23 protein-coding genes are annotated in these 22,145 nt (G+C 63.3%); 12 read left to right on the top strand and 11 right to left on the bottom strand.

Features of this window, described 5'->3' with window-relative positions:
• Positions 1-14: 14 nt before the first annotated feature.
• Positions 15-515 (bottom strand): helix-turn-helix transcriptional regulator, encoded by a 501-nt coding sequence (locus HYG81_RS22215; RefSeq protein WP_180841872.1) that lies wholly within the window; start codon positions 513-515, stop codon positions 15-17.
• A gap of 496 nt (positions 516-1,011) precedes the next feature.
• On the bottom strand, positions 1,012-2,001 hold the full coding sequence (locus HYG81_RS22210; RefSeq protein ID WP_180841871.1) for an NAD-dependent epimerase/dehydratase family protein: 990 nt from the start codon (positions 1,999-2,001) through the stop codon (positions 1,012-1,014).
• 282 nt (positions 2,002-2,283) lie between these two features.
• Here HYG81_RS22210 and allB point away from each other — a divergent pair, with 282 nt between their 5' ends.
• Both allB and HYG81_RS22200 read left to right on the top strand, forming a co-directional pair.
• Entirely contained in the window at positions 2,284-3,651 is a 1,368-nt protein-coding gene (gene allB / locus HYG81_RS22205; protein ID WP_180841870.1) for an allantoinase AllB, read from the top strand.
• A gap of 210 nt (positions 3,652-3,861) precedes the next feature.
• Positions 3,862-4,092, top strand: coding sequence for a hypothetical protein (locus HYG81_RS22200; RefSeq protein ID WP_180841869.1), 231 nt, complete (start codon positions 3,862-3,864; stop codon positions 4,090-4,092).
• A gap of 15 nt (positions 4,093-4,107) precedes the next feature.
• Here HYG81_RS22200 and HYG81_RS22195 read toward each other — a convergent pair whose 3' ends face one another.
• The 5 genes from HYG81_RS22195 to HYG81_RS22175 form a co-directional block, all read right to left on the bottom strand.
• Positions 4,108-5,178 (bottom strand): quinone-dependent dihydroorotate dehydrogenase, encoded by a 1,071-nt coding sequence (locus HYG81_RS22195; RefSeq protein ID WP_180841868.1) that lies wholly within the window; start codon positions 5,176-5,178, stop codon positions 4,108-4,110.
• Between the two features lie 227 nt (positions 5,179-5,405).
• Positions 5,406-6,044, bottom strand: a complete 639-nt coding sequence (locus HYG81_RS22190; RefSeq protein WP_180841867.1) for a DUF7344 domain-containing protein — start codon at positions 6,042-6,044, stop codon at positions 5,406-5,408.
• A gap of 329 nt (positions 6,045-6,373) precedes the next feature.
• A complete protein-coding gene (locus HYG81_RS22185) occupies positions 6,374-6,706 on the bottom strand; it encodes a (2Fe-2S) ferredoxin domain-containing protein (protein WP_180841866.1) in 333 nt (110 codons plus the stop codon).
• The gene (locus HYG81_RS22180) at positions 6,703-7,488 is read right to left on the bottom strand and encodes a CbtA family protein (protein ID WP_180841865.1); all 786 of its coding nucleotides are present in this window, start codon (positions 7,486-7,488) and stop codon (positions 6,703-6,705) included. Before HYG81_RS22180 ends, HYG81_RS22185 begins: the two co-directional genes overlap by 4 nt.
• Entirely contained in the window at positions 7,488-7,673 is a 186-nt protein-coding gene (locus HYG81_RS22175) for a CbtB domain-containing protein (RefSeq protein WP_180841864.1), read from the bottom strand. The genes HYG81_RS22180 and HYG81_RS22175 overlap by 1 nt, the downstream gene beginning before the upstream one ends.
• Positions 7,674-7,920: 247 nt before the next feature.
• Between HYG81_RS22175 and HYG81_RS22170 the strand changes: the two genes are divergently transcribed.
• Genes HYG81_RS22170 through HYG81_RS22130 form a run of 9 tightly spaced genes read left to right on the top strand, consistent with a single transcriptional unit; the run spans position 7,921 to position 16,454 of the window.
• Entirely contained in the window at positions 7,921-8,955 is a 1,035-nt protein-coding gene (locus HYG81_RS22170; RefSeq protein WP_180841863.1) for a monovalent cation/H+ antiporter subunit E, read from the top strand.
• Positions 8,952-9,233 carry a cation:proton antiporter gene (locus tag HYG81_RS22165; RefSeq protein ID WP_180841862.1) on the top strand — a complete coding sequence of 94 codons (282 nt, stop codon included), beginning with the start codon at positions 8,952-8,954 and terminating at the stop codon, positions 9,231-9,233. Before HYG81_RS22170 ends, HYG81_RS22165 begins: the two co-directional genes overlap by 4 nt.
• On the top strand, positions 9,230-9,595 hold the full coding sequence (gene mnhG / locus HYG81_RS22160) for a monovalent cation/H(+) antiporter subunit G (protein WP_180841861.1): 366 nt from the start codon (positions 9,230-9,232) through the stop codon (positions 9,593-9,595). Before HYG81_RS22165 ends, mnhG begins: the two co-directional genes overlap by 4 nt.
• A complete protein-coding gene (locus HYG81_RS22155) occupies positions 9,592-10,131 on the top strand; it encodes a DUF4040 domain-containing protein (RefSeq protein ID WP_180841860.1) in 540 nt (179 codons plus the stop codon). Before mnhG ends, HYG81_RS22155 begins: the two co-directional genes overlap by 4 nt.
• Positions 10,131-10,667 (top strand): MnhB domain-containing protein, encoded by a 537-nt coding sequence (locus HYG81_RS22150; protein WP_180841859.1) that lies wholly within the window; start codon positions 10,131-10,133, stop codon positions 10,665-10,667. Before HYG81_RS22155 ends, HYG81_RS22150 begins: the two co-directional genes overlap by 1 nt.
• Entirely contained in the window at positions 10,660-11,031 is a 372-nt protein-coding gene (locus HYG81_RS22145; RefSeq protein ID WP_180841858.1) for a cation:proton antiporter subunit C, read from the top strand. The genes HYG81_RS22150 and HYG81_RS22145 overlap by 8 nt, the downstream gene beginning before the upstream one ends.
• Complete coding sequence (locus HYG81_RS22140; RefSeq protein ID WP_180841857.1) at positions 11,024-12,589, top strand: proton-conducting transporter transmembrane domain-containing protein; 1,566 nt, start codon at positions 11,024-11,026, stop codon at positions 12,587-12,589. Before HYG81_RS22145 ends, HYG81_RS22140 begins: the two co-directional genes overlap by 8 nt.
• Complete coding sequence (locus HYG81_RS22135) at positions 12,589-14,598, top strand: proton-conducting transporter transmembrane domain-containing protein (protein ID WP_180841856.1); 2,010 nt, start codon at positions 12,589-12,591, stop codon at positions 14,596-14,598. The genes HYG81_RS22140 and HYG81_RS22135 overlap by 1 nt, the downstream gene beginning before the upstream one ends.
• A complete protein-coding gene (locus tag HYG81_RS22130) occupies positions 14,598-16,454 on the top strand; it encodes a Na(+)/H(+) antiporter subunit D (RefSeq protein ID WP_180841855.1) in 1,857 nt (618 codons plus the stop codon). Before HYG81_RS22135 ends, HYG81_RS22130 begins: the two co-directional genes overlap by 1 nt.
• Positions 16,455-16,783: 329 nt before the next feature.
• Here HYG81_RS22130 and HYG81_RS22125 read toward each other — a convergent pair whose 3' ends face one another.
• Positions 16,784-17,905 (bottom strand): tyrosine-type recombinase/integrase, encoded by a 1,122-nt coding sequence (locus HYG81_RS22125; RefSeq protein WP_180841854.1) that lies wholly within the window; start codon positions 17,903-17,905, stop codon positions 16,784-16,786.
• A 299-nt stretch (positions 17,906-18,204) separates the two neighbouring features.
• Between HYG81_RS22125 and HYG81_RS22120 the strand changes: the two genes are divergently transcribed.
• Positions 18,205-18,975, top strand: coding sequence for an SDR family NAD(P)-dependent oxidoreductase (locus tag HYG81_RS22120; protein WP_180841853.1), 771 nt, complete (start codon positions 18,205-18,207; stop codon positions 18,973-18,975).
• An 83-nt stretch (positions 18,976-19,058) separates the two neighbouring features.
• Here the strand turns inward: HYG81_RS22120 and HYG81_RS22115 are convergent, their stop codons facing one another.
• The 3 genes from HYG81_RS22115 to HYG81_RS22105 form a co-directional block, all read right to left on the bottom strand.
• Positions 19,059-20,285, bottom strand: a complete 1,227-nt coding sequence (locus HYG81_RS22115; protein WP_180841852.1) for a cytochrome P450 — start codon at positions 20,283-20,285, stop codon at positions 19,059-19,061.
• A gap of 183 nt (positions 20,286-20,468) precedes the next feature.
• Positions 20,469-21,086, bottom strand: a complete 618-nt coding sequence (locus HYG81_RS22110) for a TetR/AcrR family transcriptional regulator (RefSeq protein WP_180841851.1) — start codon at positions 21,084-21,086, stop codon at positions 20,469-20,471.
• 440 nt (positions 21,087-21,526) lie between these two features.
• Positions 21,527-21,691, bottom strand: a complete 165-nt coding sequence (locus HYG81_RS22105; RefSeq protein WP_180841850.1) for a hypothetical protein — start codon at positions 21,689-21,691, stop codon at positions 21,527-21,529.
• Positions 21,692-22,145: the final 454 nt, after the last annotated feature.

The following is a 22,145-nucleotide window of genomic DNA, read 5'->3' as shown; positions in this document are numbered from 1 at the left end:
GGAGAGACGAGAGGCTAGTCGTCGTTTGCCTGTTCGGGCGACTTCGACGCCGTCGGTTCGTGACCCGGCAGACAGACCAGGTTCTCCCGCCCGAGACGCAGTTTCGTAATCTGTTCGTCCTCCTCGAGGTCGGCGAGTAGCCGGCTGACCTTCGCTTTCGACCAATCGACGGAGTCGACGATGTTCGACTGTTTCATCCGTCCGCCGTTTTCCTGGAGGAGTTGCCGGACGCGATCCCGATCGGTCACGAACTCCTCGTGGGACGCCTCCGGACCGGACGAAAGCGAGGTTGGCTCCTCGTATCGATTGCGAGCGACGAGTATTCCCCCGAGAAGCGCGAGCGCGATCATCCCGGCAAGCGCCGCAATGTGGGCACTTCCCTCGAGTTGGAGCGGTCGGACCGGCCACGAGGCGAATCCGGGTCGAGACCCCGTAACTACCCCCGACGCGATCGCTCCACTGGTCGCCGAACCGGACGTGAGGAAGGGCGTGGGAACTCGTCGATAGATGCTCATGGCTCTGGGAAACCCGTGTTCGCGTTGTTCATGTCCTGTACCGTCGTGACCGTTCTACAAATGGTTTTTTATAGTCCATGTGCTGTTAGTATTTTATCGATATCTCTCCCAGATCGCGAATTCCGCTCGATCGACCGATTCCGAACGGTCAGTATCGGACGGATTCCGCGGTGGTCTCTCTGGCCGGCCACTCCCGAGTGATGGCAAACGCGTGCCGACCTGGTCCGTGACCACTGTGGACAAACACTCGTCAGTCATGGTATCACCGGTCTTTGTTCGACGGACCGAATAAACTCGACCGGACGTTTCGATCGGTTAGAACGGATTCGTTCCGGATTCACGGAGTAAAAAACCGTTGGAATGACTCTCAGCGAGTCGAACACGATCGCGTGGAGTCCTCGTCTCGACGGCGCTCGGGCCGAATTCGCACCGATTTGGCGGTTCCCGACGGTGATGCTATCGAGTCGGAGCGTGACATCGGCTGCTTTGGTCCGGATCAATTGTACGAACTGCTCTCTCGGTTCGATTCCAGTAGCGCACCGTCGTCCTCCTCGAGAGGGTCCCGCCGGCTCTCAGCCACGAGCGATCGGAGCCCCGACTCGAGGCTGACTCGAGCGTCGAATCCGAGCTCGCGCGTCGCCTTCGACGTGTCCGCGCCACTGTGTCTGATATCGCCGGACCGAGAGTCGCGGTGGACGATCGGCGACGTCGATCCGGTCGCTGCTCGAACGGTTTCAGCGAGCTCCAGGATCGTCGTTCGGTGGCCCGTTCCGACGTTGTACGCCTCGCCGACCGCGTCGGTCGTCGCCGCCCGAAGGTTCGCCCGAACCACGTCGCTGACGTGGACGAAATCCCGACTTTGCTGGCCGTCCCCCTCGATCGTGATCGGCTCGCCCGCCCGCGCCTGCTCGAGAAACGTCGAAATAACCCCGCTATAGGGGCCCTGCTGGCGCGGGCCGTAGACGTTGAAATAGCGCAGTGCGACGGTTGGCAGATCGTACAGTTCCTCGTAAAGACGGATGTACTGGTCGAGCGCGAGTTTCTGAACGCCGTAGGGCGAAGTCGGATTCGTGGGTGCCGTTTCGGTGATCGGGAGCTCTTCCGGATGGCCGTAGACCGCCGCACTCGAGGCGACGACGACCCGGGCATCCTCCTGGCGGGCCTGCTCGAGGACCAGCAGGCTCGCCTCGAGGTTCGTGCGATTGCTCTGTCGGGGTTCGTTAATACTCTGTGTAACGCTGACGAGTGCGGCGTGGTGGAAGATCACGTCGACGCCGCGCGCGGCTCGCTGGAGCGCGATCGGGTCGCGAACGTCGCCCTCGATCACCGTCACGTCGTCGGGGAGGTAGGTTCGGTCGCCGGTCGTGAAGTCGTCGAGGACTCTGACCTCGTTGTGGGGGGTCAGCGCCTCGACGAGGTGGCTACCGATAAAGCCCGCGCCGCCGGTCACGAGCACCGTGCTGTCGCGAATCGCTGGCGAGTCCATTTCCCGGTGGTATCACCACCTCGCTGTTTAGTATTCGATTCGTACCCCCGCGCTTTCGGTGCCCGATCCGGCGTAAGGCAGTGCTTACACCGCCGACGCATTCGATATCGGTTTCCTCACTACTGTTCGGTCGACCGACAACGGAGGTCACCGCTGGCGGTTGGATGGGCGGGGAATATCTTCTTTACCAGCGACGCTCGTCGACACGTTCCGCTTTCGAGCCGATGGGAGCGCGAGCCAGTTGGGGAAGCTATATGCGCGGTCCTCGGCAACTCCAGGGCAATGACTGTGGATCTCGTCGTGCGGAACAGTACCGTCATCACGCCCGCGGGTCGCTCGCCCGACGCGGGCGTCGCCGTCGAGGACGGACAAATCGTCGCCGTCGGCCGGAGCGATCGACTCCCGGCGGCGGATCGGGTCTTCGACGCCGACGGAGCGGTGTTGGTCCCCGGAATCGTGGACTGCCACATCCACAACCGCGAGCCCGGTCTCGAGTACAAGGAAGACTGGGAGTCCGCGACCCGGGCGGCGGCCGCCGGCGGCGTGACGACCGTCGTCGGAATGCCGAACACGGACCCTGTCATCGACAGCCCCGAGAACCTCGAGCTCAAATTCGAGCGCGGCGAGGCCTCGGCCCACGTCGACTTTCAGAGTTACGCGGTCGTCACCTCCGAAAATCTCGAGTTGATCCCGGACATCGACGAGGCCGGCCCGCTCGGGTTCAAGGTCTTCCTCGGCTCGACGGTCGGCGACGTGCCGCCGCCGAGCGACGGCGAAATCCTCGAGGCGATGGAGCGGATCCGCGAGACGGGCAAACGGCTGGGCTTTCACGAGGAAAACGGCGAGATCATCGACCACTACACGGAGCGCTTCAAGGCCGAGGGACGGAACGAACCGATCGATCACTCCCACTCGCGGCCCGTGATCGCCGAACGGGAAGCCGTCGAGCGGATGATCACCTTCGCCGAGGAGACCGGCGCGAAGATTCACATGTTCCACGTCTCGTCGGGGTCGGCGGCCGAAGCCGTCGCCCGCGGGAAGGATCGCGGCGTCGACGTCACCGCCGAGACGACGCCCCACTACCTCTGGTTCACCGAGGACGTCATGCGCGAGAAGGGCAACGTCGCGCGGGTCCAACCGCCCATTCGGGACGCCGAGGAACGCGACCGGCTCTGGGAAGTCGGCATCGACGACGGCGTGATCGACTGCATCGCCACCGACCACGCGCCGCACACGCCCGCAGAGAAGAAAGTCGACGATCCCTTCGGAAACACGTGGGACGCCATCTCGGGCTTCGTCGGCCTCGAGACCGAGGTTCCCGCCATGCTCTCCTTCGTCGATGACGGCCGACTCGCGCTCGAGGAGTGGGTCCGCCGCCACTCGACGCGCCCGGCGCAGGTCTGGGGGATGTACCCGCAGAAGGGATCGCTGCAGATCGGGACCGACGCCGACTTCACGATCGTCGATCCGAATCTCGAGTGGACGCTCGAGGACCGGCGGGAGTTACACTCGAAGAACTGCGTGACGCCGTTCGAGGGCGAGTCCTTTACCGGGAAGGCGGTGGCGACGGTCGTCCGCGGCCAGATCGTCGCCGAAGACGGCGACGTGGTCGGCGACTCGGGCTACGGTACGCGCGTGGACGTCGATTGATGGACGTTGGGGTAGCGGACATCGGCGACGGGACATCGACTCGATGGTGGGTCAGTGCACCCCCACACAGGAACGATCGTTCACCATCGAGGCGGTGTCTCGGTCGAAGTGGGACCGAGTATCGTTTTCGGCGACTGTTTTCAGTTCGTGAAAGCGGTAGTCGGTTTATATTCGTCACCCGTTCGATTAGATCAATACGAACTGCGAGCCATGACTGATTCAGACTCCGATGGCGACGATGGCCGCGAGATGGACAGGACGGAACGGCTTCGAGCGGTGTATCTCTCCGTCACTGACGGCGAAACCGATCCCGTGGTCGAACCACAGGAAGAAGCGTCGACGACGAAAGAGATCCGTGAGGAGCGTGCCGACGGGGCCGTCGGCCCGGCGGAACTTCACGGACTCGGCGACGCGATCGACGATCTCGAGCCGGCCGATTAGGAGATCGTTGACTCCCTACTCGAGATCCGCACCGACCGCCGCTTCGACCGACGAGAACCCGTCGCGCTCGAGCAGTTCGACCAGGCCTCGGTTGATCCGCTTGGCCGTCGACGGCCCTTCGTAGACGAAGCCGGTGTACAACTGGACGAGCGATGCGCCGGCCCTGATCTTTTCGTAGGCGTTCTCCGCCGAATCGACGCCGCCGACACCGATGATCGGCAGGTCGCCATCCGTGTACTCCGCGAGCGAGCGGATGACTGCCGTCGAGCGATCCGCCATCGGCTTCCCGCTGAGCCCGCCCCACTCCTCCTGACGCGGTGACTCGAGGCCCTCGCGGCTCGTCGACGTGTTCGTCGCGACGACTCCGTCGAGATCGAACTCGCGGACGATGTCGACGAGATCAAACACCGACTCCTCGGGTTCGTCGGGCCCGATCTTCACCAGGATCGGGACGTCCCGATCGTTTTCGGCCTCGAGCGTCTCGAAGATCTCCCGGAGGTGCTCGGGCGAGCCTTCGTCGAACTCGTCGGGCGTGTTCGGACAGGAGACGTTGACGACGACGTAGTCGGCGAACGACGAGAGCCGGTCGAAGACGCGTCGGTAGTCCTCGATCGCCTCGCGCTCGGTCGAGGAGTTCATCTTGCCGACGTTGACGCCGAGCGGGATTTTCGGGGTGCCGTCGGTCTCGAGTCGCGATTTGACCCGTTCCATTCCCTGCCCGTTGAATCCCATTCGGTTGACCATCGCCTCGTCCTCGCGCAGGCGGAAGAGTCGCGGGCGGTCGTTGCCCGCCTGCGGATAGGGCGTGACGGTTCCGATTTCGACGAAACCGAAGCCTAACGCCTCGAGCGCGTGGGTCACTTCGGCGTTCTTGTCGAAGCCGGCGGCGACACCGACCGGATTCGGAAACGTCGCGTCGAACAGCTCGACCTCAAGGGCGGGATGCTCGTACCGGTAGGCCGCCGACAGCGCCGCCCGCGTCGGCCACGTCGATTGGGCCGCCCGGAGCGTCCGTTTGCCGAGATCGTGAGCCGTCTCGGCCGGCAGCGTGAACGCGAGGGGGCGAACCCGCGAGTACAGCGTCATTGCCACCACGTCGGAACGGCTGATACGTAAACGTCTCGAAGCGCTGGATTCGTTCGATCTTCCGTGCGATTCAGGGCAAAAGTAACTCGAGAGGTTCACAACACTCGCTCCCGACCGTTGGTCGTCCAGTCGGGCCAACGTGGTCTCGACTGCAACCGCACCTGAGGGCGTTCGACACGCAACCGGAATTCTCGCACCAATCGTTATTCGAGACGCCGGCTCTCGCACTACCGAGAATCGTCTCCACTGCGGGGGAGTGGACCGCTTCGAAGCTGTGAATCACTGCGGTTCGTAGCAACCATCGCCAGTACGAACAGGAACGTGATGATCGCTCCAAGGGCAGACCCGGGGATCGAGAGTATGCCCGTCGCGGAAACGATCAAGAGACCGATGCTCGCGCCGACAGCCGACCGGAAATACGTGGCGTCACCAACGGCCGCTGTCGATTGGGTAGTATCCGTTCCCGAGTACTCGAACTCGTCATCGGACGCCTCGAGATACGGTCGAAAAATCTCCAGCCGATCGGTCGACCGCACGACCCCGCGGGATTGGTTGTACTCGATGACCCCCTTCTTGTCGAGTTTTGGAAGATGGGACTGATAGAGCGGGATGTAGACGCGCTGTCGTTGCGCAGATGTCAGTTTCGTGACCGTCGTCTCGTGTTCCTTCGCTGCGACGTGCTCGGCGACGTCGCGCATTTTGACGAGTTCGTCTTTTTCGAGCAGGTATCGGATCGCCTCTCGTCTTCGATTCGTCTGGAGTATATGAAAAATATCGTCCGGGGATAGCTCAGCCGTCTCGTCGGACTGCGGATCGCTGGAGGGCGTATCCGAAGTACGGGATGGGATATCGAATCTGGAGGTCATACGCTACAATCGGAAACGAAACCATGCCTACGTAAATCCTTCGTCACCTCATTCTAACTAAAATATTCTTACACAAATAATGGAATAGCCACCACTAATCCATGATTTTATAGAAAGATCTATAGTTATATACCCGAGCAGCTGCTCAAGTGCCGAGACGTGATCCGCGAGTGCGCACCGCCAGTTCGCAGTGTCCGTCTGTATTGAAACTACGGTTCGAGAGTGATAACTGTACCACCAACAGTGTTTGGTGAGAGTGATTCGTCACCAATGAAAACGTGACGACACGATTGCGAAGAAATGCGCGGGTTTCGGGAGACGGGACGCTGTCACCCGTCATCGCCGACGCGCTCCGCGTTCGGGCCGAATTCCGACTCGAGCAGCTCGGAAACCGTCTCGGGCGTCACGTCCGAGTACCAGGTGTTTCGCGGCTGAATCGAAATCGCGGTGCCGTCCTCGCTGCACAGTCCGAGACACGAGGTTTCGCTGACGGACACTGCCGTCCAGAAGGCGTCGCGCTCCCGAAGCCAGTCTTTGACTGCCGAGGCCGTCTCCTCGGCACCGACCTGGCCACAGCTCGTATACTCGGAATCACGGTCGTTGGTACAGACGAAGACGTGCGCCTCGAGGCGCTCGCGGTGTTCTTCTGTCCGATTCTTCATGGACTGGTCAGCAGCTCGTCGCGTTGGTCGGCGGCTGATCGGGGACTCGCTCGCGACTGGAGCCAGCCGAAGCAGCCCGCGACGAGCGCCCAGAGCGCGGCCTGACTCAACGCGGTCAGTCCGCGGAACGCGGTCACGAGATCGACCGGCATCGTCCCCGGCTCGACGATCGTCGGTGCCGCGATCGCGGTGACAGCGACGAGAGTGATAATCGGAATCGCCACAGCGGCGATTCCGAGCGGTCGGCTCCGAGCCGACACGCGTCCGTAGCCGTAGATCGACGCTGCGGCGACGAGCCCGCCGATGGCCATCATTCCAACGTAGATACCGATTCGAAGCGTGGGATCGAACGCCTGTTCGGCACCCGGCGTCGTCGGCGGCAGGACCAGCCACGGTGCGACCGAGACGGTGAGGAAGCCGGCACCGGCCAGCACGTAGGTCTTGACTCGCCCGCGACCGGGAAGCGCCGGCTCGAGGAAGTAAAAGGCGAGCGCGAAGACGCCGCCGAGGAGGATTCCCCAGAGGACGCCGCTACCGACGCTCACCGCGGCGGTCGTCGCCTCGCTCACCGCGTGGGCGTGCTCGCCGGCCGCGTGGGCGTGTTCCCCGGCTTCGTGAGCGTGCTCGCCTGCCCCGTGGGCGTGTTCGCTGCTCTCGGCACTGTCAGCAACTGTTTCCATGTAGCCGATCAGCGGGTTCGCGACGAGCGCCATGTATGCGCCGTACGCGATTCCGGCAATCGCGCCGGCGAGAACCCCCCGCTCAAGGTAGTCGACGAGCATCAGTGACAGATCACGCCGGCTGCGTGCCGGAAGTTGTGCATCGAGTCGTGGGCCAGCGGCTCCTGAAGGAACAGCAGTGTGAATGCCAGCGCCGCGGCGAACGCGAAGACGGCCACAAGCTGGCCGGTCGTGAGGTCATCGTGTGCGGTCCCGATTCGATCGTGGACAGTTTCGGTCGTCGTCATGCAAGTCAACTTTCCCTACTGAAACTCCGATTGTAAAACTACCGATCACCGGGCGATTTCGACGAGTGGTCACTCGCGGTAACCGGCTGACGAAAACGAGCCCAAAATGCCATAATCGGCCCGAACGAATCCGTCGGAACCCGTCGCTATAGACGAATAACGAAATAGTTTTCCTACGGCTACCGCTTGACTCGAGTAACAACGAGAGCCATGAGTATCCAACGACGGTCACCCGGAGGGGAACGCCGTGGGGGTTGAACGTCTGCTCGTCCCGCTGTCGGACACGGTGACCGTCCGACAGACGGTCGGTTACGCCGTTCGATCCGGCCTCGAGACGAGCGACTCGCTCGAGTGTCACCTCGTCGTCGCGATGCCCTACGACGCCGACGTTCCCGAGAGCGACCAATACACCGAGGACGCCGAGGGACTGCTCTCGCGGGCGCGAAACTGGGTCGAGGAGGATGCCAGCGACGCCGATGTCACGATCGAGACGGCGACGCTCGGGACTGACGAATACCTCTTCGGGCCACGCGACTACGCCGAGATCTTCGACGCCTACGCCGCCGAACACGGGATCGACCGCGTCGTCCTCGATCCGGAGTACCAGCCAGGGGTCACGGCACAGATGCTCCAGCCTCTCGAGCGCGAACTCGAGCGCATCGGACTGGCCTACGAGGAAGCACCGGTCGAGCGATCGGCCCGTCGCGGCCGTCTCGCCGGCGGGACGGAGGACTTCGATCGACTGTTCGCGACGTTTCTGATCTCCTACGGCTTCTATCTCGTCCTCGGCGATCCGACCTACTGGTTCGATCTCCTCACCGGCGCTGCGGTCGCCGGCATCGTCGCCGTCTCGCTCGCACAGGTGACGTTTACCATCCCGCTCGACCGCGTTCAGTCGCCGCTCCGGATCGTTCGCTTCACCATCTACATCCCGTACTTGCTCTGGGAGATCGTCAAGGCCAATATCGCCGTCTCGGCCGTGATCCTCCGCCCATCGATGCCGATCGAACCCACGCTGACTCGCGTCAACTCCCGCGTGCGAAGCGGACTGCCGCTGCTCGCGTTAGCCAACAGTATCACGCTCACACCGGGGACGCTGACCGTCCGGGCCAACAATCAGCAACTGCTCGTCCACACGCTGATTCCCGCCGCCCGCGACGATCTCTTCGACGGCGGGCTCGAGCGCGGCGTCCGCTTCGTCTTCTACGGCCGCGATTCGGCGGCGATCCCCTCGCCGAGCGAACGCGGCGATGCGGAAATCGTCGGAGGTGACGAACTGTGACGCCGACCTCGCTCGAGGACATCTTCCTCACCGCGGCCGCGCTGTTCGTCGTCCTCGCGATCGCGATGTTCTATCGCGCGATCGTCGGCCCGACGACGCAGGACCGGTTGCTGGCGGTGAACGTCCTCGGGACGAACACGGTTGTTATCCTCGCCCTACTGGCCGCAGGGCTCGATCAGGCGTGGTTCCTCGACGTGGCGCTGATCTACGCATTGCTGAACTTCCTGATGTCGATCGCGATCTCGAAGTTCACCGTCGAACGAGGTGGTGTCCTGTGATCGAGACGATCCGGTTCTGGGCGATCGTCGTCCTTCTCGGGTTCGGCGTGCTCTTTACGCTCGTCTCGACGATCGGCGTCATCCGCCTCCCGGACATTTACGCGAGGGCTCACACCGCGTCCCAGACGGACACCCTCGGGGCCGGGTTCGCACTCGCCGGCGTCGCGTTGGCGTTCGGCTGGCAGCACGGGGCGATCTACACCGTCCTCCTGCTGTTCTTCGTGTTCATCACGAACCCGACGGCGGCCCACGCGATCGCTCGCTCCGCCGCGGAGACCGGTGTCGAACCCGTGCTCGCCGAAGAGGGCGCTGAGACGGACGAAACCGAGGTCGCTACCGAAACGGACGGTGAGCCGCGATGAGTCTGTTCGCGTATACCCTCGTCGCGTTCATCCTGGTGACGGCCGTTGCGACGGCGCTGTTCCGCGACGTGCTCTCGGTGATTATCGTCTTCGGTGCCTACAGCCTCGGAATGGCGATACTCTACACGTTCCTGCTGGCTCCCGACGTTGCGATGACCGAGGCCGCGATCGGTGCCGGCGTGACGACGCTGTTGCTACTGCTGACGATCGCGCGCACGACGCGGCCCTCGACGGATCGGCTCACGGAGCGAATTCACGTTCCGGCGGTCGTCGTCGTCGGGGCGTTCGTGCTCGTGCTCTGTACCGCCGTCCTGCCCGAGATGTACGCGGTCGGCGGCACGGATACCCCGGTCTGGTCGAACCCGGACGTGACCCAACATTACATCACGGAGACGTACAACCAAACCGGCGTCGAGAACGCGGTGACGTCCGTCCTCGCCGCCTACCGTGGCTTCGACACCTTCGGCGAGGCGGTCGTCGTCTTCGCCGCCGGCGTCTCGACCCTGCTCGTCCTGAAACGCGAGGTGTTCGCCTAATGTCTCAATCCGTCGACGATACCTACACCGAGAGTCAGGTGATCATGACCACCGTCAAGATCATCGCACCGTTTACGCTCACCTACGGACTGTTCATGACGTTCCATGGTGGCGACGCCCCCGGCGGCGGCTTCCAGGGCGGAACCATCGTCGGTGTCACCGTCCTCATGCTCGCCTTCGCCTTCGGCATCGAACCGACCCGACAGTGGCTCCGGAACTCGTTCCTCGCCGGCCTCGTCACCGGCGGCGTCGTCATCTTCGGCGCGATCGGCCTCGCGATGGTCGCCCTCGGCGGGGACTTCCTCGAGTTTACAATGCTCAAAGAGGTCTTCCACATCAAACCGAAGTGGGGGCTCGAGGCCGTCGAGATCGCCGGTATCTCGCTGATCGTCTCCGGGACCATCATCAGCCTCTTCTTTACGATGGCAGCGGGGTTCTCGCCTGATCGACCGAGCGGGACCGGCGGGGTCAGCGGTGCTAACAATGCCGCCGATGCTCCCGACTCGCCCAATGCGGAGGTGAGCGACGATGATTGACCTCCTGACGAGCCACTACACGTACGTGCTACTGTTCGTCCTGTTAGGGCTCGGGATCTACATGGTAATCGCCAGCGAGAACCTCGTGAAGAAGCTGATCGGGGTGAATCTCTTCCAGACGGCCATCTTCCTGTTTTTCATCTCGATGGCCTACATCGAGGGCGGCTCGGCACCGATCGTCCCCCACGAGGGAGTTGCGGGGGAAGTCATGGTCGCGAGCCCGCTGCCACAGGTCATCGTGCTGACCGCCATCGTCGTCGGCATCGCGTTGACGGCGGTCGGACTGGCCCTGATCATCCGCATCTACGCGGAGTACGGGACGCTCCGCGAGGACACGCTTCGGGAGGTGCGTGCCGATGAGTAGCGTCGACCTGCTCTTGCCGCTGCTGATCGCGGTCCCGATCATCACCGCGACGCTCCCGATTGCCCTCGGACTCCGATACGACCGAACGGGCTGGTCCGTCGCCGCGCTCACGACGACCGGTCTCCTCGCCGGAGCCCTCGCCATCGCGAGCGCCGTCTACACCGGTGGGGAAGCGGTAACCCATACGCTCGGCGGCTACCCCCGGACGTACGGGATCCAGCTCGTCGCCGACGAGTTCTCGATGCTGATCGTTCTGCTCGTGACGGCGGTCGCCACCGGCGTCCTCGCGTACACGCGCCGGGGCGGCCCGCGCGGGAACACGTTCTACACCGCGTACCTGCTGTTAGTCGCCGGCCTGCTCGGCATCTCGCTGACCGGCGACGTCTTCAACCTCTTCGTCTTCCTCGAGATCACGAGCATCGCGACCTACGCGCTCGTCGCGAGCGGCGACGGCCCGGAGGCGGCGGTCGCCTCCCTGAAGTACCTGATCCTGGGGACGGTCGCCGCGTCGATGTACCTGACCGGCGTCGCGTTCGTCTTCATGGCGACGGGGACGCTCAACATGATCGAACTCGCCGACGCGATTCCGGCGGCCGAACGCCCCGTCCTGATCCGGGCCGGCTTCGCGTTCATCGTCGTCGGCTTCGCCGTCAAGGTCGCCCAGTGGCCCCTGCATACCTGGCAGCCGAGCGCGTACCAGCGGGCTCCCGACGGCGTAACGCCGCTGATCGCCGCGCTGGTTTCGACCGCCTCCGCCTACGCCTTCGGCCGCGTGATCGTCACCGTCTTCGAAGTCGACTACCTCGCCGCGATGCCGAACGCGGCGGCAATCGTCCTCACGGTCGGCTGCGTGAGCGTCCTCGCGGGAACCGTCCTGGCAGTGATCCAGACCGAGGTCAAACGGATGCTCGCGTACTCCTCGGTCTCGCAGTTCGGACTGGTCATCGCCGCCTACGGAGTCGTCATCGCGGGCAGTTCCGAAACGGCGCTGATCGGTGCGACGATCCATCTCGTCGGCCACGGGCTGTTGAAGGCCGGCCTCTTTCTGGCGGCCGCCGTCGTCGCGACGAGCTACGGGGCTCGCACCGTCGACGAGTACGCTGGACTCGCCAAGGAGCGCCCGTTCGTCGCCGGTTCCATGGCTGTCCTCCTGCTGGTTCTGGTCGGCGTCCCGCCGGGCGTCGGCTTCGTCGGCAAGTGGTACATCGCACTCGGGGCCGTCCAGTCGGAACTGTGGCCCGTCGCCGCCGTGATCTTCCTCAGCACCATGCTCACCCTCGCCTATGCGGCCCGTCTGCTCGAGAAAATGTACTTCACACCACCGCTCTCGGTCGATTCGCCGCACGTGTCGGACTCGATCGCGACGGACGGCGGGACTGCTGACGCTGACGACGAGACCGTCGCCGCCGCTGTCTCCCACGGTGAGACCCCTGACGCCGTCTCGGTCGGCATGGTCGCTATCGTCGTCGTCGCCGCACTGGGCGCCGTCGCGCTCGGATTTGCGGGCGGGACGTTCGCCGACTTGCTCGAGCCGTTCATCACGGAGGTGTTCAACTAATGGTCGCAGATCTCCGACCGCTCGCCGCCGTGTTGGTGTCGGCGGTCGCTATCATCCTGATCGTCGCGTCGCATCGCCGGCCGAACCTCCGGGAGGGCTGGTCCGTCCTGGCCGCCCTCGCGAAGTTCGGCATCATCGTCAGCATGCTCCCCGCGGTCATGTCCGGGACCGTCTTCCGGTGGAGTCTCGCGGAGTCGACGGGAATTCAGTTCCTCGCGGGCATCGACTTCGCCCTGCGCGCCGATCCGCTGGGGATCTTCTTCGCGCTCCTCGCGAGTTTCCTCTGGATCTTCACGTCGTTCTACGCAACGGGGTACATGCGCGGACTCGACGAGCACTCCCAGACCCGGTTTTTCGCCTCGTTCGCGGCCAGTCTCTCGGCCGCGGTCGGGATCGCCTTCGCGGCGAACCTGGTGACGATCTTCGTCTTCTACGAACTGCTCTCGCTGGTGACCTATCCGCTGGTCGCCCACAACGAGGACAACGAGGCCCGCATCGCCGGCCGGAAGTACCTCACGTACACGTTCTTCGGCGGCGGCGTCTTCCTGCTCGCCGGCACCGCGATGGTTTACTGGCTGACGAGTCTGGTCGGTAGCGGGCCGACGCTCGCCTTCGAGTCGGGCGGTATCGAGGCGCTCGCGACGGCCGCGCAGGCGGAACCGGTCTACGCGCAGGCCGCCTTCTTCCTGCTCATCGCCGGTTTCGGCGTCAAGGCCGCGCTGATGCCGCTGCACTCCTGGCTCGCCGACGCGATGGTCGCGCCGACGCCCGTTTCTGGACTGCTTCACGCGGTGGCGGTCGTCAAGTCCGGCGCGTTCGGCATCGCTCGGATTATCCTCGAGGTCTACGGACCCGGACTCATCCACGACCTGCCCCTGGACGTGCCCGGAATCGGCGAGATCGGACTGAACATCCCGGTCGCCGTCGTCGCCGCGTTCACGCTGACCGCGGCGAGCATCATCGCGATGCGCAAGGATCACCTCAAGCGTAGGCTGGCCTACTCGACGACGGCGCAGCTTTCCTACATCGTGCTCGGGCTGTCGATGCTCCATCCCTACGCGATGGTCGGGGCCCTGTTCCACATCCCCGCGCACGCGTTCGCGAAACTCACCCTGTTCTTCTGTGCGGGCGCGATCCACGTCGAGACCCACACCGACTACATCAGCGAGATGGCCGGTATCGGCAAACGGATGCCGCTCACGATGACCGCCTTCACCGTCGGTGCGGCAGGCATGGCCGGGCTCCCACCGGTCGCCGGCTTCGTCAGCAAGTTCTACATACTGATCGGGGCCGGCTACATGGGCGGCGAGTACTGGCTGTTCGCCGGCGCACTGTTGCTCTCGGCCGTGCTCAACGTCGCGTACTTCTGGCCGGTCGTCTACACCGCCTTCTTCGAGAGCGAGGACCGCCACGACGCCAAGCCGCTCCTCGAGTTCCCGCGGGGTGGCGTGTTGCGATCCTACGGGACCACCGACGACCACGTCGCTGCCGACGGCGGGGATCCGACCGACCGAACGGAGACGGCCGACGCGACGGATGCAGAGCCCGCAGGCGAGGAGGAGTTCGAGTACGCCGTCGACAAGTACCCGAGCGATCACACGACCGCCGACGGAGCGGACGCGGCGAGTCAGTCCGCCGACGCTCGAACGTCCGAAACCGGTGCTCACGACGATGGTACCGAAGCGCCGGGCCACGACGACCACAGCGACACTAGCGACACTAGCGACGCCGTCGGCGTCGTCGATCACCACGGCGACCACGATGATCACCTCACTGGCGGCCCGCCCGCGGAGGGCTGGCAACGCCACTCGCCGTTCACGGAGAGCACGTGGCTCATGCTCGCACCGATCGCCGTCATCGCGACGGGCGCGATCGCCCTCGGGATCGGCCCCGACTACGCCGTCTTCCTCGAGTTAGCGACCCGAATCGTCGAGGGCGTCTTCGGCATGCCGTTCGGGGAGCTCGGTGACGTTCCGTTCGACGAACTCGTGACGGAGGTGAACAACTGATGGAACTCGAATTTCTCTCACTGGCCTACCCGCCGCTCATCGTCTTTGCGGCGGCCCTGCTCGTGCTCGTCCTGCCGCGAATCGCCGGCTTCGCCGTCGGCGCGCTCAGCCTCGCGGCGGTGCTGGCGATTTCGCTGGTCGCCCCCGGCGGCGAGCACCTGGCAGGGACCTTCCTCGGGTTCGAGGTCGTCCCGTTCTACGTCGACGACTTCTCCCGAATGGTCGGCCTCGGTCTCGGCTTTTTGGGCGTCTGTAGCGTGATCTACGCCTACTCGAGCGAGGCGAGTCGAACGTTAGTCGCGTTCGCGCTCGTCTACGTCTCCTCGTCGATCGGGGCGGCGTTCGCGGGCGACTGGCTCGTGCTCCTGTTCATGTGGGAGCTGATGGCCGTCACCAGCACGCTCGTCGTCTGGCACTACGGCGGCGAGGCGGTCCGGGCCGGCTTCCGGTACGCGCTCTTCCACGGCACCGGCGGGGTGCTCGTGATGATGGCGGTCGCTGTCCACTACGTCCAGACCGGCACGTTCGTCTACACTGAGGCCGGGATCGCCGACGGGATTCCGGCGCTGCTCGCAGTGCTCGGAATGGGCGTCAACGTCGCCTTCATCGGGTTCCACACCTGGCTGCCCGACACCTACCCGCGTCCGCACATCGCGGCCTCGGTGTTCCTCTCGGTCTATACGACGAAGACGAGCGCGTTCGTCCTCTACCGGGCGTTCCCCGTCGACGCTCAGAGCGAACTGGGGATCTACATCGCGTACATGGGCGGCCTGATGGCCGTCTACGGCGCGACCTTCGCCCTGCTCCAACACGACATGCGCGCGCTGCTGTCCTACCACATTCAGGCCCAACTCGGCTACATCGTCGCCGGGATCGGGATGGGTGCGTGGACGGTGACCAGCGAAATCGCTGTCGCAGGTGCGTTGAGCCACCTGTTCAACAACATCCTGTTCAAGAGCCTGTTGTTCATGTCCGTCGGCGTCGTCATCTACCGCACTGGCGAGGAGGACTTATACGAATTGGGCGGTCTCTGGCGCGAGATGCCCCTCACCGCGATCGCCTTCGGACTCGGCGCGCTCTCGATCACCGCGATCCCCGGCTTCAACGGGTACGTCAGCAAGGGAATGCTCTTCGACGCGGCCAATCCGGATCCCCATTATTACGGAGAACCGGAGTTCCAGGCGCTGTACTGGCTGCTCTGGCTCGGCGCGATCGGAACGCTCCTCTCGTTCATCAAGCTCGGCTACTACGTCTTCTTCCACGGCGAGAGCGACTTCGAGGTCGCCGACGCCAAACCCGGCCAGACGGTGGCGATGCTCGGCCTCGGCGGTGCCTGTCTCCTCTTCGGCGTCTGGTGGCAGGGACTTGCCGACCTCGCGCCGACGCTCCACGCTCAGGCCGGCCACTTCGAATTTGCGTACCCCGGCGGTGAGAGCGAGCTCCATCCCTACAGCTCGAGTCACCTCGAGACGGCGGGAATCCTGACGGCGGTCGCCGCCGTCACGTTCGTCCTCGTCCGGAAACCGCTCTCGAAACTCGATCTGGGCGATCCGGTGATGGTTGTCTACCCCGCGACCTACCACCTCAGCCGGTGGACGATGCTCGCGGTGACGGAAACCTACGCCATCGTCGACGCCGCCGTCGTCGGAGCAGTCAAACGGTGTTACTGGGCCGGAAACAACCCCGTCCTCGCCGTCGATGCGGCCGCACGACGGCTCCCGTTAGTCGATGTTGACGACCGACAACCGACCGATGGCGGCCGCGCTTCGACGATTCACCTCCGGACGAGCATCGGAACGAGCGTTCTCCTGCTGACGCTCGTCCTGACGGTGATCCTGTGGCTGCTGGTCGTTTGACCGGGCCGAAGTGAACTGGTCTGGCGTAAGTTATAGGTGGAGGACATCTCACTCGAAACTTGTCAACCGGCGTGCGGTGGCGCGCGCTGTGCCGCGGTGAACCGATGGGTGAGCCGCGGCCCAAAGATGCGCGAGGGATGAGCGAACGCTAGTGAGCGAATCGGCTGGGGAGGGCGTGGCGATTCCCCGTTGCCACGATAGCAGGGTGTGTTGTCTCACTCATTGTTCACAGAACCCACTGTTCCGTTCGCTCCTGTACATAATACGAATCGAGAGAAAATCACCAGCATCGAATACGAACTCACGATAGAACGATCGTCCGTCTCCTCTCAGTCCGTCTTCGTCGACTCGTCTCCCTCGACAGGCTCAGCGTCAACCACCGACGACCGGGACTCAGGAACGACGATCGACTGCTCGAGCACCGACGCCCGAAGCGTCGGCTTCGACGCCGTCGCCTCCTGTCGGTACGACGCCCCCGATCGATCTCGGCGGACGCCCCGCGGCGTCAGATAGTCGCCGTCGACGTCGATCCCGGCACCCTCGCAGAGCCGGCGCAACACCGACCGCGCCCCCTCGGTGGTGATCGCCGGCGGCGCGATCGAGCGCTCGCGAGCGAGTTCCGTCGCCGTCGTGTCCTCGAGCAGGGACTCGATCGTCTCCTGGTCGTGCCCCCGGTCACGAAGAACGTCGCGCACGCGACCGGCGATCGACGGCGCGTGGGCCGTCGGGAACAGCGGCCAGTCGTTCGACGGCGGATCGAGGACGACCCGGTAGCGGCGCAACGGGGTCCGGGCGCGGGCGGGGAGGGGAACGTCCTCGAGTCGCTGGGACTTCCCGAGGACGCGGATCGTTCCCGTATAGAAATCGACGTCGTCCCATGTGGCACCCGTGCGTCGGTCGTCGTCGGGGACCCGAAACAGTTCCGAGCCGCGGACTGTCGAGTGAGCGAGGACGGCCACCATCGCGTACTCGCGCAGTCGGCCGCGTCGCTCGCGCATCGACCGACCGGTATCGAGCGCCCGCTCACGGACGTAGCGCTCGAGCTCCCGACGCTGTCGTGCGGTCCAGAAATCGCTCGTCGGTCGCTCGTCGGCGGTCGGCAACGCGGCCTCCGCGCGGTCGGTCGCGGCGGGGTTCTCCGCGAGAATTCCGCCGCGGATGCACCACGAGAGGAACGCCCGGACGACCGCGTAGTACGTTCCGGCAGTCGAGGCGGTGTACTCGCCGCGACCGGTTCGTCGGCGGAGCTCTTCGGCGTACGCGCGCATGTGGTCGACCTCGAGTGTGAACAACGAGGTCAGTCCGTGTTCCTGCTCGAGCCAGTCGGCCCACCGGCGGAGAATCGATTCCGCGTTGGACGCGTAGGCTCCGGCACCTGATCCGTTCGGATCGCCGACGGCCTTTCGCTGCAGATAGGCGTCGACCGCGTCCGTGATCGCCACCTCAGTCACGACGTGATCACCCATCCTGGCTCAGCGCGGCAGCTCACCGGCGACCGCCGATTCGGATTTCGGCTGCCGCTCGGCTGCTCGAGAGGGCTATCACCGCGCCACGAGCGGATCGTGTGGGTGACGCCTCGAGTCATCAGTTGTCTCATACTGTTCCACGATCCTAAATCTGTGTTTCGGTCTCACGGAGCCGGAAAAAACGCACATCGATCGCGATCGGATGCGAGAGCGCTCGGTCGTCGCCACAGAAATCGGCCAAAGGACTATATTAATTGAACAATTAATTAGCGCCCAGGTCAATAATGAACGGAATAGACGGAAAGACGGCTCTGGTGACGGGAGCGGGATCGGGAATCGGACGTGCGTCAGCAGAACGCTTTGCAGCGGACGGCGCAAACGTCGTCGTCGCAGATATCGCTGCGGAAGCCGGTCGCGAAACGGTCGACCTGATCGAGGACGCCGGCGGTGATGCAACGTTCGTCGAAGTTGACGTCGCCGATTTCGAGTCGGTCGAGCGAATGGTCGACATCGCAGTCGACACATACGGAAGCCTCGATTTTGCGCATAACAACGCGGGAATTCTCACGGGGTTTGCAGGAGTAACTGACATCGAAGAGGCACAGTGGGACAAACTGCTCGATATCAACCTGAAAGGCGTCTGGGCGTGTCTGAAAGCCGAACTTCCCGTCATGGAAGCGCAGGGGAGCGGTGCGATCGTCAACACCGCTTCCGAATCCGGGTTAGTAGGGATAGGCGGACTCGCCAGCTATTCGGCCAGTAAACACGGCGTCGTCGGCCTCACGAAGACGGTCGCGCTCGAGTACGCGACGCGGGGTATTCGGATCAACGCTATCGCACCGGGGCCGACGAACACGAACATCCAATCCGGGATGTCGGAAGGCAGCGATCCGTCGGAAATGGAGTTCGACACGTCGGCAATGATCGACGTCCCGATGGACCGCATCGCGGACCCGGAAGAGATGGCCGGCGCGGTCGCGTTCCTCTGTTCTGACGATGCGTCGTGTATCACCGGCCATACGCTCCCCGTCGACGGCGGTCAGGCGGCCGACTAAGCGACCGCCCTATTACGTATCGATCTGACAACCAAGTTCGATGGGAGCCAAAAAATCCAGTGATATCGCCGCTATCCGTCTGCTTACGCGTTTCGACTCATTTCACAGGGGAGCGATTCGAGACCGTAGAGGGCACTCAACGGCTCGAGGCCCGACAAATCCGCATCCAGGCGGTCGAAACGGTCGAATAAGTGGTCCAGGGCGACGTCCGCTTCCATCCGTGCGAGATGGGCACCCAGACAGAAGTGGACTCCCGTGCCGAACGCCATATGGCGGTTGGGACGCCGCTCGGGCCGGAATTCGTCGGGTGTATCGAAGATTTCCGGATCGCGATTTGCGGCACCCAGCCAGAGCGTGAGGACATCTCCGGCCTGAATCCGTTGACCGTGTAGCTCGACGTCCTCCACGGCGATACGCTTCAACGATTGGATCGGGGATCGGTATCGAAGCGTTTCTTCGATAGCCTGTGTGTGATCGACGTCCTCCGTGCGAATCGCGTCCGTCAACCCGTGTTCTTCGACGGACCATATCGCGTTGGTGAGGAGATTCGTCGTCGTGATGTTGCCCGCGAGGAGGAGCAGCATGCAGAACCCGATCTGTTCACCCCTGGATAACTCCTCCGCGTTCGCCGCGAGCGTAATGAGGTCGTCGCCGTCGCCGCCATCGCGCTCTTCCAGCAACTCCGCGAAGTACCTCCCCATCGCTCGTTGGGCTTCCTCCTGTTCCCGTTGTACCCGTTTCATCTCCTCCGGGGTGTCGTCTTCGGGTCGCGCGACGAGTGCGTCCGACCACTCTTTGAACTGATCGCGACGGTCGGCGGGAATCCCCAGTAGTTCGGCGATGACGATGACGGGAAACGGGATCGCGAACTCGTCGACGAAGTCGAAACAGCTCTCGTCCTCGAGATCGTCCAACAGGGTCTCCGTTACCTCCGCTACTTGCGGTTGGTACTCCCGTATCGCTCCCGGCTGGAATCGCTCGTCGACGAACCCTCGGAGTCGGGTCTGTGTCGGTGGATCGGTCGTGATCATCGTCTGAAGCATCGGGAGACCGTCGTCACTGTCGTCACCGTCGTTCGAGGACTCGTCGGCTTCGAAAGCCCGGTTAGCCGTAAACGTGTCGTGGTCTTTGAGCACGCGTTCGACGTCTTCGTATCGAAATACGTCCCACGTCTCTCGCTGCTCGTCGAAGTGAACTGGCGTCTCCTGACGCATCTCAGCGTACCACTCGAACGGCGAGAGTTGCCCCTCGAGGCTTCGAATGGCTTCTGGTGACCGGCCCACTCCGACGACTGAATCGGGGGACTCCATGATTTAATTGATCGTTTAATCAGTTGTAGTCCTTTTGGGGCATTCCTGCCCTTATTAATATAGACTCGCAAACACAAACGGATGATAGCAGTACCGAAGATCGGTCAGCGGAACGAGGCAGGGGTCGGATAACCGAATGGGCGGAAAAGGGATCGACCTGATACGTATTGGCTGACTCTCCCGTTACTCGCGGGAGATATCGGTTATAATTCCGTCGACGATCGTTTGGACTCGATCGACGGCCGCATCTCGGTTCGTCGTCGTCCCCGTGTGTATCCCTTGCTTGAGGAGAAAGAGGATGTGATCTGCCGTGAGCTCGGGATCGACTGGCCGAAACTGCTCGAGTTCGATTCCGGCGCGGAGTATCCGGGTGACCGTTTCCCGGAGGCGGTCCTCTACCAGCGTGGTCTTTCTGCGGAAGTCAGGATCCCACGTCGCGTGCGCCCACAGCTCGACGAAAATCCGTGAGACCGCCGTCTCGATATCAGATGGCGGGGCAAACATGACCTGTTCGACCTGTGCCGGCTTCGGATGGAGTATTTGACCGACGAACTCTCGAAGCTCCGTTTCCGGGTCCGTAATCGGCTTCTCGGTCCGTTGGTCGAGGAATATTTCGACGAAGACGTCGAGCATCGAGAGTAAGAGATCGTCCTTGCTATCAAAATAGTGGTATATGAGCGATGGGTTTTGGCCCAACTCGTCACCGATATCCTTGATGGAGAGGTCCGCGTATCCGTGTTCGACAAGCGCGCGAAACGCGGCTTCTCTAATTCGTTGTTCAGTTTCCGGATGGCGGCCCATTGTACCAGTATGGAGGATGTAGGTTCATAAGCCATCCTCTCTCGTAGTCACTGAACTCGTCTCAACGACTGCCGGACAGACAGCGTCAATCAGAGAGACAACCCGTACTTGAGTACGTCTATGCTAGTATCACTGGCAGAGGGATCCGGACAACACTCGGCTCCAGAGCTGCCACAGCGGTCATGCTTTCACCGTCCAGAAGTCACACGCAGCCTATTTTGGTCACACGGGGCCCCAGCGACGGTGAACGGCGACGTGTCCGTCTGCCCCACCAATTTAGTATAGCATTTATTGGTTTATAACATCGGGGGAGAGGGGAGTAGTTCGTCAGAGAACAATCGGCAGCCTCGCAACAGCACGTCTCAGGCGTTGGAACGCGGGACCGTAGCTATCGAATCACAATCGTCTGCATTCGAGGACGCTCCTGGCCATACCACGACTCAGGACGGGTCCTGATGTCGGATCTTTTCGGCGGTCATCCCCGGCACCGGCGTCCCGCAGTCCGTGCACTTCCAGGTCGGTGTCGTCGTTCCGGACTCCTTCTCGAGGTCCTGTTTGAACTCGAGGTGTGCGCCACACGCACAACGGTAGGTGGTGCGGGTCATAGCGGAACCGACTCTCTCGGAGCGGAAAAACGGTTTGCCGTGAGAGAGCGGAGGTGATTGACCATCGGTGCACGTTTCTGTCGCCGAGTCCGACGGAGGCCGTTCCGCAAAAACTCGGGCTAATTCGACAATCGGCAGCGATTCGCAATCGGTTCGAGAGAGACAGCTGTCGTATTGCCCGTTTCCTTGAGTGGGAAGAGGAAGCCGCTATCGGTGGAAAGCCCGACCAGAGAGCTGACCTGGGAAATATCAGCCGTATTCCTAGGCTGCGACGATGACGGTTCGGACACCTTAACCCGGGATTCATCCGTCCACGAGCCGTTCCTCGCGGCTCGACTCGAGGACGTCCGCGTCGTTGAGTCACGTCCGTTCGGTCGACGCGCTCGAGTATCGATCAATCCAGTCGTATCACCCGGGAACACCGCTGTCAAGGAAGCTGGGGCCGTCAGTGGGA

The organism is Natrinema zhouii (genome assembly GCF_013456555.2).
Lineage (GTDB): Archaea > Halobacteriota > Halobacteria > Halobacteriales > Natrialbaceae > Natrinema > Natrinema zhouii.
The sequence above is the reverse complement of the archived record's forward strand: the minus strand, read 5'-3'. Positions and strand labels throughout refer to the sequence as shown.